At 51.5% G+C, this 11,172-nt stretch carries 6 protein-coding genes; 5 read left to right on the top strand and 1 reads right to left on the bottom strand.

All coding sequences use genetic code 11. The annotated features are described in order from the left end of the window. Positions 1 to 251 precede the first annotated feature (251 nt). The 4 genes from metA (at position 252) to aceK (ending at position 6,285) form a co-directional block, all read left to right on the top strand. The gene (gene metA / locus UC15_RS03240; protein WP_112287097.1) at positions 252 to 1,181 is read left to right on the top strand and encodes a homoserine O-succinyltransferase; all 930 of its coding nucleotides are present in this window, start codon (positions 252 to 254) and stop codon (positions 1,179 to 1,181) included. Positions 1,182 to 1,555: 374 nt separating this feature from the next. Continuing rightward, positions 1,556 to 3,154, top strand: a complete 1,599-nt coding sequence (gene aceB, locus UC15_RS03235) for a malate synthase A (protein ID WP_112287096.1) — start codon at positions 1,556 to 1,558, stop codon at positions 3,152 to 3,154. Between the two features lie 41 nt (positions 3,155 to 3,195). Continuing rightward, the gene (gene aceA, locus UC15_RS03230) at positions 3,196 to 4,518 is read left to right on the top strand and encodes an isocitrate lyase (RefSeq protein WP_112287095.1); all 1,323 of its coding nucleotides are present in this window, start codon (positions 3,196 to 3,198) and stop codon (positions 4,516 to 4,518) included. Between the two features lie 54 nt (positions 4,519 to 4,572). Beyond that, a complete protein-coding gene (gene aceK, locus UC15_RS03225; RefSeq protein ID WP_112287094.1) occupies positions 4,573 to 6,285 on the top strand; it encodes a bifunctional isocitrate dehydrogenase kinase/phosphatase in 1,713 nt (570 codons plus the stop codon). Between the two features lie 46 nt (positions 6,286 to 6,331). Here aceK and iclR read toward each other — a convergent pair whose 3' ends face one another. Continuing rightward, complete coding sequence (iclR, locus tag UC15_RS03220; RefSeq protein ID WP_112287093.1) at positions 6,332 to 7,174, bottom strand: glyoxylate bypass operon transcriptional repressor IclR; 843 nt, start codon at positions 7,172 to 7,174, stop codon at positions 6,332 to 6,334. Positions 7,175 to 7,439: 265 nt separating this feature from the next. Between iclR and metH the strand changes: the two genes are divergently transcribed. After that, positions 7,440 to 11,123 carry a methionine synthase gene (gene metH / locus UC15_RS03215; RefSeq protein WP_112287104.1) on the top strand — a complete coding sequence of 1,228 codons (3,684 nt, stop codon included), beginning with the start codon at positions 7,440 to 7,442 and terminating at the stop codon, positions 11,121 to 11,123. The last annotated feature ends 49 nt before the right edge of the window (positions 11,124 to 11,172 follow it).

Genomic DNA, 11,172 nt, shown 5'->3' with positions numbered 1-11,172 from the left:
TTGCTATGTGGAATTTGGGGTTTTTTGTTCGATGTTTGTCCGAAAATCGTAATTGTTTACTCATTTAACGCCTGTTTCTTATCGCGACCTTCGCCTCATTTCCCGTTCTTTATAACCAGATCCTCTAAATTAATAACTGAAGCTGAAACATTTTCACTTACCACTTGCAAGCTCGACATCTTAAACAAAACCCGTTATCTTCGGCTATCTAGAAGTCTAAACGTATAAATGGATGCATTGAGGAAGTTGTTATGCCGATCCGGGTTCCAGATGAACTACCAGCCGTGAATTTCCTGCGCAGTGAGAACGTCTTTGTCATGACGTCATCACGTGCGAAAACCCAGGAGATCCGTCCTCTTAAGGTGCTGGTTCTCAACCTGATGCCGAAGAAAATTGAGACCGAAAATCAGTTTTTACGGCTGCTTTCAAACTCGCCTCTTCAGATTGATGTACAGCTGCTGCGCATCGATAGCCGTGAGTCTAAAAACACCCCCGCAGAGCATCTGAACAACTTCTATTGCGACTTTGAAGACATTCAACATGACAACTATGACGGTCTGATCGTCACCGGTGCGCCTCTGGGATTGGTCGACTTTTGCGATGTGGCCTACTGGCCGGAAATTGAGCGTGTCATTCACTGGGCGAAAGAGCATGTAACATCGACGCTGTTTGTCTGCTGGGCGGTTCAGGCTGCACTGAATGTACTTTACGGTCTGCCTAAAATGACGCGTAAAGCCAAGCTCTCAGGGGTGTACCCTCATCAGACGCTGCAACCTCTGGCGTTATTAACCCGCGGTTTTGATGAAAGCTTCCTCGCTCCGCATTCTCGTTATGCAGATTTCCCCGCTGATGTGCTTCGCCAGCATACGGATCTGGATATATTCGCGGAATCTGAAGAGGCGGGGGCGTATCTCTTTGCGACGAAAGATAAGCGTATGGCCTTCGTGACGGGACATCCTGAATATGATGCAGGAACGCTGGCCGGAGAGTATCTGCGCGACGTCTCAGCCGGCTTATCTCCGGAAATGCCTTACAACTACTTCCCGCAGGATAACGCCGAGTTGTCACCGAAGGCGACCTGGCGGAGTCACGGTCACCTGTTGTTCACTAACTGGTTGAATTATTACGTTTATCAGATCACGCCGTTTGATCTGCGCCAGATGAATCCAACCCTCGAGTAATCCCCTTTTCACGTTTTCAGCAGACGATCTTGCCGGTCGTCTGTTCATCCTCTTTTTATCCCTGTGACCCTTTTCTCAGATCTCCTTCTGTTCTTCGTACTCTTATCTCGTTCGAAATTCATTACCATTTTATGAAAAAATTATTTAAGCATATCTCATTGATTAAAAATAAGTCTTTTTATATTTGAAAATAAAATGGAAATCGTTTTTGATTTTATGAAATTCATGATTACGCTTAAATCTATCGGGCAATAAATGACCAGAGGAAAATTGCCTCAGAAATATGAGTGCATCTCCGGTGTATTTTCAACCGTAACAGTGTCTGTTCAGTGAAGCGGTCTGGCAGATTAAGCAGATAAATCAGGAGAAAAGCGATGTCAGAGCAAATTACACGCAGTCAGCTTGGCTTTACGCGTCGTTTTGGCGAGAACGAAGCGCAAATTCTGACCGAAGAGGCCGTGGAGTTTTTGTCCGAGCTGGTCGTGCATTTTACCCCACAGCGTAACCGCTTACTGGCTGACCGTATTGCCGTGCAGCAGAACATAGATCAAGGTACATTGCCTGATTTTATTTCGGAAACTACTTCCATTAAAAATTCAGACTGGAGAATACTCGGGATCCCGGCTGATTTGCTGGACCGCCGCGTAGAGATCACCGGTCCTGTTGAACGCAAGATGGTAATCAATGCGCTCAATGCCAATGTGAAAGTTTTTATGGCGGATTTTGAGGATTCTCTGGCTCCGGACTGGCAGAAAGTCATCGAAGGGCAAATCAACTTACGCGACGCGGTGAACGGGACGATCAGCTACACCAATGAATCCGGGAAAATTTATCAGCTCAAGCCCGATCCGGCCATTCTGATTTGCCGTGTCCGTGGGCTGCATTTACCCGAAAAGCATGTGACCTGGCAGGGCGAAGCTATTCCCGGTTCGCTGTTCGATTTTGCTTTGTATTTCTTCCACAACTACCGCGCTTTGCTGGCAAAAGGCAGTGGCCCTTATTTCTATCTGCCAAAAATGCAGTCTTATCATGAAGCTGAATGGTGGAGCGAGGTCTTCAGTTTTGCCGAAGACTATGCCGGATTATCTCGCGGTACGATTAAAGCGACGGTACTGATTGAAACCCTGCCTGCTGTTTTCCAGATGGATGAAATCCTTTATCACCTGCGGGATCATATCGTCGGCCTGAACTGTGGTCGCTGGGATTACATCTTCAGCTATATCAAAACACTGAAGAATCATGCTGACCGCGTATTACCCGATCGTCAGTCCGTGACCATGACTCAACCTTTCCTCAGTGCGTACTCGCGCCTGCTGATTAAAACTTGTCACCGCCGTGGCGCATTTGCGATGGGTGGCATGGCGGCCTTTATTCCCAGCAAAGACGTTAAGCGCAATGAATGGGTGCTGAACAAAGTCCGGACAGATAAAGAGCTGGAAGCGAATAACGGACATGATGGTACCTGGATCGCACACCCCGGGCTGGCTGACACCGTGCTTGAAGTATTTGACAAAGCGCTGGACAACCGTTCAAACCAGCTGGATGTCTTGCGGGAAGAAGATGATGAAATTAACGCCGGACAATTGCTCGAACCTTGTTACGGCGAACGCACCGAAGAAGGTATGCGCGCCAATATCCGCGTCGCAGTGCAATACATTGAGGCCTGGATTTCCGGTAATGGCTGCGTGCCGATTTACGGGTTGATGGAAGATGCAGCCACCGCTGAAATCTCCCGGACATCGATCTGGCAGTGGATCCACCATGGCAAGTCGTTAAATGACGGTCAACCCGTCACGAAACCGCTGTTCCGCCGCATGCTCAATGAGGAAATGCTGGTCATTCAGCAGGAGTTGGGCGAACAGCGTTTCAGCGCAGGTCGCTTCACACAAGCCGCGGCACTGATGGAAAAAATCACCACACAGGATGAGTTAATCGACTTCCTGACCCTGCCGGGCTATCAGCTGCTGGCCTGACTCTTCTTACCCTACACATAAAAAAGACCGGAGCATTTGCCATGAAAACGACTCGTACTCAGCAAATTCAGCAGCTTGAAGAAACCTGGAACCAGCCGCGCTGGAAAAATATCACGCGACCTTACACGGCGGCAGAGGTGATCAGCCTGCGTGGCTCAGTAAACCCTGAATGTACATTGGCTCAGCACGGTGCGGCACGTCTGTGGAATTTACTGCATGGCGCTTCGCGTAAAGGCTATGTGAATTGCCTCGGTGCTCTGACCGGCGGGCAGGCATTACAGCAGGCGAAAGCGGGGATTGAAGCCATTTATCTGTCCGGGTGGCAGGTGGCTGCCGATGCTAATACGGCTTCCAGTATGTATCCGGATCAGTCGTTGTATCCGGTGAATTCGGTGCCTGAAGTGGTGGCGCGGATTAACAATACTTTCCGCCGTGCGGATCAGATCCAGTGGGCGAATAACATTGAACCCGGTCAGCCCGGTTATACCGACTATTTTCTGCCGATTGTGGCCGATGCTGAAGCCGGTTTTGGTGGCGTACTCAATGCGTTTGAACTGATGAAATCCATGGTTGAATCCGGTGCTGCAGCCGTTCATTTTGAAGATCAGCTCGCTGCTGTTAAAAAGTGCGGGCATATGGGCGGAAAAGTTCTGGTGCCAACACAGGAAGCGGTACAGAAACTGGTTTCCGCGCGTCTTGCCGCCGATGTTCTCGGAGTGCCAACGTTGCTGGTGGCGCGCACCGATGCAGATGCCGCAGATTTACTGACATCCGATTGTGACCCGTATGACAGCCAGTTTATTACCGGTGAAAGAACGCATGAAGGTTTCTACAGAACGCATGCGGGTATTGAACAGGCTATCAGCCGGGGGCTGGCTTATGCGCCATACGCTGACGTGGTGTGGTGTGAAACATCTACGCCAGATTTGAAACTGGCTCAGCGTTTTGCCGAGGCCATTCATGCCAAATTCCCGGGCAAACTGCTGGCCTACAACTGTTCGCCATCGTTTAACTGGAAGAAGAATCTCGACGATAAAACCATCGCCAGTTTCCAGGATCAGCTGGCCGCGATGGGCTATCAGTACCAGTTCATCACGCTGGCGGGCATTCACAGCATGTGGTTCAACATGTTCGATCTGGCTCATGCCTACGCACAGGGCGAAGGGATGAAGCATTATGTCGACAAAGTGCAGGAACCTGAATTCGCTGCCATCAGCCGTGGCTATACTTTCGCTTCCCATCAGCAGGAAGTCGGAACGGGCTATTTCGACAAGGTCACCACCATCATTCAGGGCGGGCGCTCCTCGGTGACCGCGCTGACCGGTTCTACCGAAGAACAGCAATTTTCATCCACATCGCACTGACTCTCTTCCTGGCCCGGCGAAATCCGGGCCTTTTTCTCTTTTGGAGCTGCCACTATGCGTATAGAACTGTTGATTGCACAGACTATTTTGCAGGGATTCGACGCACAGTACGGCCGCTTTCTGGAGGTGACATCGGGGGCGCAGCAACGTTTTGAAAATGCCAACTGGCCAGCGGTACAGGCGGCGATGAAGCAACGTATTCATTTGTATGATCACCATGTCGGACTGGTGGTTGCCCAGCTTAAATGCATCACCGGTCAGCACTTTTATGATGCCGCATTCCTGATCCGCATAAAGGAATGTTACTCCGAATTACTGCCTGATTATCCCCGGGCTGAAATCGCCGAAAGCTTTTTTAATTCAGTTTATTGCCGGATCTTCAAACATCGTGATCTGACGGCAGATAAGCTTTTTATTTTCAGCGAGCAGCCTGTCAGAAAACCACAAAATTGTTCCCGTCCCTTGTCACGTGAGTATCCGGTGCAGGGCAATCTGATAGCCGCATTATCAAAGGTGCTTGATGACCTGCCGGTACGTTTACCGTGGGAAGAGGCGAACCGCGATGTTGATTATATTGCTACGGCATTGCAGCAACGCTTTTCCGCTGAGTGGCTGGCGGATGCTGATATTGAGATCGCCACAGAGCTTTTTTATCGCAATAAGGCCGCGTGGATTATCGGGAAAATCAGGGCAGGGTCGCAGATATTCCCGCTGCTGTTGCCGGTACATCTCAATCATCAGAATCAGTTGTTTGTGGATACCTGTCTTACTGAAGGTAATGATGCCAGCATCGTTTTCGGTTTTGCGCGCTCTTATTTCATGGTGTACGCCCCACAACCCGGCGCGCTGGTTGAATGGTTGCGTGAGATATTACCGGCGAAAACCACTGCTGAACTTTACAGCGCCATCGGCTGCCAGAAGCATGCAAAAACTGAGTGTTACCGCGAGCACTTACGCTTTATGGCGCAGACCGACGAGTCTTTTATTATTGCGCCGGGTGTCAAAGGTATGGTTATGCTGGTCTTTACTTTGCCCGGCAGTGACAGGGTATTCAAAGTCATTAAAGACAATTTTGCACCACAGAAAGAAGTGACCGAAGCACAGGTCATGGCCTGCTATCAGTTAGTGAAAGAGCATGACCGCGTAGGGCGGATGGCCGATACGCAGGAGTTCGAGCATTTTGTTCTGCCGAAGAAAAATATTAGTCCTGAGCTGATGACTGAATTACAGCGAGAAGTGCCGGCTAAAATTGAAGATCTGGGTGACAGCATTGCGCTTCATCATCTGTATATAGAACGGCGTATGACGCCGCTGAATTTATATCTGGAGCAGGCCAGTGATGCGCAGCTTCATGATGTAATAGAGGAATATGGCAATGCAATCAAGCAGCTGGCCGCGGCGAATATCTTTCCCGGTGATATGTTGTTTAAGAATTTTGGCGTGACCCGTCATGGTCGTGTGGTGTTTTATGACTACGACGAAATCTGCTACATGACTGAAGTGAATTTCCGCGACATTCCAGCAGCACGCTATCCTGAAGATGAACTGGCCAGCGAACCCTGGTACAGCATTGCGCCCGGTGATGTTTTCCCGGAAGAATTCCGGCATTTCCTGTGCAGTGACAAGCGTCTTGGCCAGATTTTTGAGTCGCTGCACGACGACCTGTTCAGCGCCGGTTACTGGCGCGGTTTACAGCAGCGTATCAGCGAAGGGCATGTGGAAGATGTGTTTGCTTATCGCTGTTCTCAGCGCTTTAGCCGCCGCTAAAGCGCGTAATCGTCCCGCCATATTTCGGCGGGATTTCAGTGCCCTTTCAGTGTTTCCCGCCGCCGTACGCCTGCGTAATTTCTTTCGCCGCATGGATCACCAGAGCACCCAGCTCCGTCACCCGGTCATCAGTGATGCGCGAAATCGGGCCAGAGATGGAAATCGCCGCATACGCATCATTATGTTCGTCGTAAATGCAGGTCGCCACACAGCGCAGGCCAAGTGCATGCTCTTCATCATCAAAGGCATAGCCGCGTTTACGTGTGTCCGCCAGCTCCTGCTTCAGGTTCGCCGGAGAGGTTTTTGTCAGCGGCGTATAGCTGTGCAGGCCAATCTTATGCAGCAGTTTTGCCAGGCGTTCTTCCGGTAATGTCGAAAGAAAGGCTTTACCGGCACCTGACGCATGCATTGGTAATTTTCCGCCAATCGGCGCGGACATTCTCATCAGCGCATTGCATTGCACCTGATCGATAATGATCGCCTGATAATCACTGTGATCCAGTACCGCCAGATTCACCGTTTCGCCGGATTCCTCCATCAGGCGACGCAACATCGGGTGGACCATCGCCAGTAAATTCCGGCTTTGCAGGAAACTGCTTCCCACAACAAAAGCGTGCGAGCCTATGGTCCACAAACCCAGATCGCCGACCTGACGGACAAAACCTTGTTGCTGCATCGTGGTCAGCAGGCGATGGGTGGTGGAATTCGGCAATCCTGCCTGCTGAGCAAGATCTGTCAGCGCTACGCTGCCTTGCGCTTCAGCGATATATTCCAGCAACTTAAGGCCACGTGTCAGGGACTGAACCTGCCCGGTCGCGGCGCTGCTTGTTGCAGTCGCGGCTTTGGTTTTCTTAGCACGTTTGGCCGGAGCCGATACGGACGTTGCCATGAGCCTGTTCCTTGTAAGATGCGCCAAATGCTGGCGAAGAAAAATCACTTTTGGAATTGGTTTTCGTTTTTACAGTATGGATCGCAACCAGCCTTTGCGCTCATCCGATGTGTTGCACTGCATTTGCGGGATGCCTTCCTGAATTGAAAAAGTCTCACGTCGGCGCGGGCTTTTGGTCGGGGAAGGTATGCTAGGATGTTGACCATAATTTCCGGCGCATGAATGCACAATTTGCCGGGTGTGAGTGACGGGTGATGAGGTGAAAGTGACTAATCGAGTTGAGGCGCTACATAAGCAACTGGCACAGCGCATTTTGGTTCTGGACGGCGGCATGGGCACCATGATCCAAAGCTACCGTCTGGAAGAAGAAGATTACCGTGGCGAACGTTTTGCTGACTGGGAAAGCGATCTTAAAGGCAATAACGATCTTCTGGTCTTGTCTAAACCTGAAGTGATCGTCGAGATCCATAACGGTTATCTGGCTGCTGGCGCCGATATTCTCGAAACCAACACTTTTAACTCCACCACGATTGCGATGGCTGACTACCATATGGAATCGCTGTCGGCTGAAATTAACTATGAAGCAGCCCGACTGGCGCGTCAGTGCGCCGATGAGTGGACCGCCCGCACACCGGATAAACCACGTTACGTCGCCGGTGTGTTAGGCCCGACTAACCGTACGGCGTCGATTTCCCCGGACGTCAACGATCCCGCTTTCCGTAATGTGTCTTTCGATCAACTGGTCCAGGCCTATCGCGAATCGACCCGTGCGCTGATTGAAGGCGGCGCAGATCTGATCATGATCGAAACCATTTTTGACACACTCAACGCCAAAGCCGCCACATTCGCGGTTGAAAGCGAGTTCGAAGCGATGGGCATTGTATTGCCTGTGATGGTTTCCGGCACTATCACTGACGCTTCCGGCCGTACGCTATCAGGCCAGACGACAGAAGCTTTTTACAACTCACTGCGCCACGTTAAACCACTCACATTCGGTCTGAACTGCGCTCTGGGGCCAGATGAGTTACGTCAGTATGTTGCTGAACTATCACGCATTGCAGAATGTTATGTCACGGCTCACCCGAACGCCGGTTTGCCGAACGCTTTCGGTGAATACGATCTGGAAGCCAAAGAGATGGCTGAGCACATTGCCGAATGGGCGCGCTCGGGCTTCCTGAACATCGTCGGTGGCTGCTGTGGTACCACGCCTGCACATATTGCGGCGATGGTGAAAGCTGTCGAGGGCGTACCGCCACGTGCGTTGCCGGTTATCCCGGTTGCCTGCCGTCTTGCAGGGCTGGAACCACTGACTATTGATCCGCAGACGCTGTTTGTGAACGTCGGTGAACGCACCAACGTCACCGGTTCCGCCAGATTTAAACGGCTGATAAAAGAAGAAAAGTATTCGGAAGCGCTGGCCGTGGCTCGTCAGCAGGTGGAAAGTGGCGCCCAAATTATCGACATTAACATGGATGAAGGGATGCTCGACGCCGAAGCGGCGATGGTGCGTTTCCTCAATCTGATTGCCGGTGAACCGGATATTGCACGCGTGCCGATCATGATCGACTCGTCCAAATGGGACGTCATTGAAAAAGGCCTGAAATGCATTCAGGGCAAAGGGATTGTTAACTCCATTTCCATGAAAGAGGGTGAAGAAGCCTTCCTGCATCACGCCCGCATGGTGCGCCGCTATGGTGCCGCCGTAGTTGTTATGGCCTTTGATGAAACCGGACAGGCGGATACCCGCGCCCGTAAAATTGAAATCTGCCGCCGCGCCTACAAATTACTGACTGAAAAAGTCGGTTTCCCGCCGGAAGACATCATTTTTGACCCGAACATTTTCGCGGTCGCCACCGGCATTGAAGAGCACAACAACTACGCTGTCGATTTCATCGAAGCCTGTGCCGATATCAAAACACAATTGCCGCACGCACTGATTTCCGGCGGTGTTTCCAACGTTTCTTTCTCGTTCCGGGGTAATGAACCGGTGCGCGAAGCTATTCACGCCGTTTTCCTGTATCACGCTATCCGCAACGGTATGGATATGGGCATCGTCAACGCCGGGCAGCTGGCGATTTATGATGATTTACCTGCTGAATTGCGCGACGCCGTTGAAGACGTGATCCTCAACCGCCGCGACGATGGTACTGAGCGACTGCTTGAACTTGCCGAAAAATACCGTGGCAGCAAGGACGATGGCGAAGCCAACAAACAGCAGGCGGAATGGCGCAGCTGGGAAGTCAAAAAACGCCTTGAATACTCGCTGGTGAAAGGCATTACCGAATTTATCGAACTGGATACCGAAGAGTGTCGCCAGCTCGCTGCGCGGCCTATTGAAGTGATCGAAGGTCCGCTGATGGACGGCATGAACGTTGTCGGTGACCTGTTTGGTGCCGGTAAAATGTTCCTGCCGCAGGTGGTGAAGTCTGCACGCGTAATGAAGCAGGCGGTGGCCTATCTGGAGCCGTACATCGAAGCGAGTAAGGAGAAGGGCCAAACTAACGGCAAAATCCTGCTTGCGACAGTAAAAGGCGACGTACATGACATCGGCAAAAACATCGTTGGCGTGGTACTGCAATGCAATAACTACGAGATTATCGATCTCGGTGTGATGGTGCCCACCGACAAAATCCTGAAAACGGCCATTGAAGAAAATGTCGATATCATCGGGCTTTCGGGGCTGATCACGCCGTCGCTGGATGAAATGGTTAACGTGGCGAAAGAGATGGAGCGCCGCGGTTTCACCATGCCGTTGCTGATTGGCGGCGCGACCACCTCAAAAGCGCACACCGCGGTTAAAATCGAACAAAACTACAGTGGCACGACCTGTTATGTGCAAAATGCCTCGCGTTCTGTCGGCGTGGTGTCGGCCTTGCTGTCAAAAGATCAGCGTGACGCGTTTATCGAACGCACGCGCAAAGAGTACGACACCGTGCGTATCCAGCATGCACGTAAAAAACCCCGTACGCCGCCAGTCAGCCTTGAGGTCGCCCGCGATAACGCGATGACCATCGACTGGGACAATTACACGCCGCCTGTCGCTCACCGGCTGGGCATTCAGAAAGTAGAAGCCAGCATTGAAACGCTGCGTAATTATATCGACTGGACGCCGTTCTTCATGACCTGGTCGCTGGCCGGTAAATACCCGCGCATTCTTGAAGATGAAGTGGTCGGCGAGGAAGCGAAGCGCCTGTTCAAAGATGCTAATGACCTGCTGGATAAACTCTCCACAGAGAAATTGCTTAATCCGCGTGGTGTCGTCGGCTTGTTCCCGGCAAACCGCAAGGGCGATGACATTGAAATCTATAGCGATGAACGTCGTGAAGACGTGCTGGTCGTCAGCCATCATTTACGTCAGCAAACGGAAAAAACCGACTTCGCCAACTACTGTCTGGCGGACTTTGTTGCGCCGAAATCCAGCGGCAAGAAAGATTACATGGGCGCGTTTGCCGTCACCGGCGGGCTGGAAGAAGACGCGCTGGCTGAGGCGTATGACAAGCAGCATGATGATTACAATAAAATCATGATTAAAGCGCTGGCAGACCGTCTGGCAGAAGCGTTCGCAGAATACCTGCATGAAAAAGTGCGCAAGGTTTACTGGGGCTTTGCGCCGACAGAAAATCTGAGCAATGAAGAACTGATCCGCGAGAATTATCAGGGCATCCGTCCGGCTCCGGGTTATCCGGCCTGTCCTGAACACACTGAAAAAGGTCAAATCTGGAAACTGCTGGATGTCGAAGCCAACACCGGTATGCAACTGACCGAATCCTTCGCCATGTGGCCGGGCGCGGCGGTATCTGGCTGGTATTTCAGTCACCCTGACAGCAAATATTTCGCCGTGGCGCAGATTCAGCGTGATCAGGTGGAAGATTATGCGGCGCGTAAAAAAATGCCGATCGCCGAAGTCGAACGCTGGCTGGCGCCTAACTTAGGTTACGACGCCGACTGATCCTGAATACTTCCGCGCTCTGGAGGTGAAAACAGGCAGAAGAGTAAAG

This window comes from Rahnella sp. AN3-3W3, assembly GCF_003263545.1.
GTDB classification, from domain to species: Bacteria; Pseudomonadota; Gammaproteobacteria; order Enterobacterales; family Enterobacteriaceae; genus Rahnella; species Rahnella variigena.
Note: the sequence above shows the minus strand (reverse complement) of the source record. Positions and strands in the feature narration are given on the sequence as shown.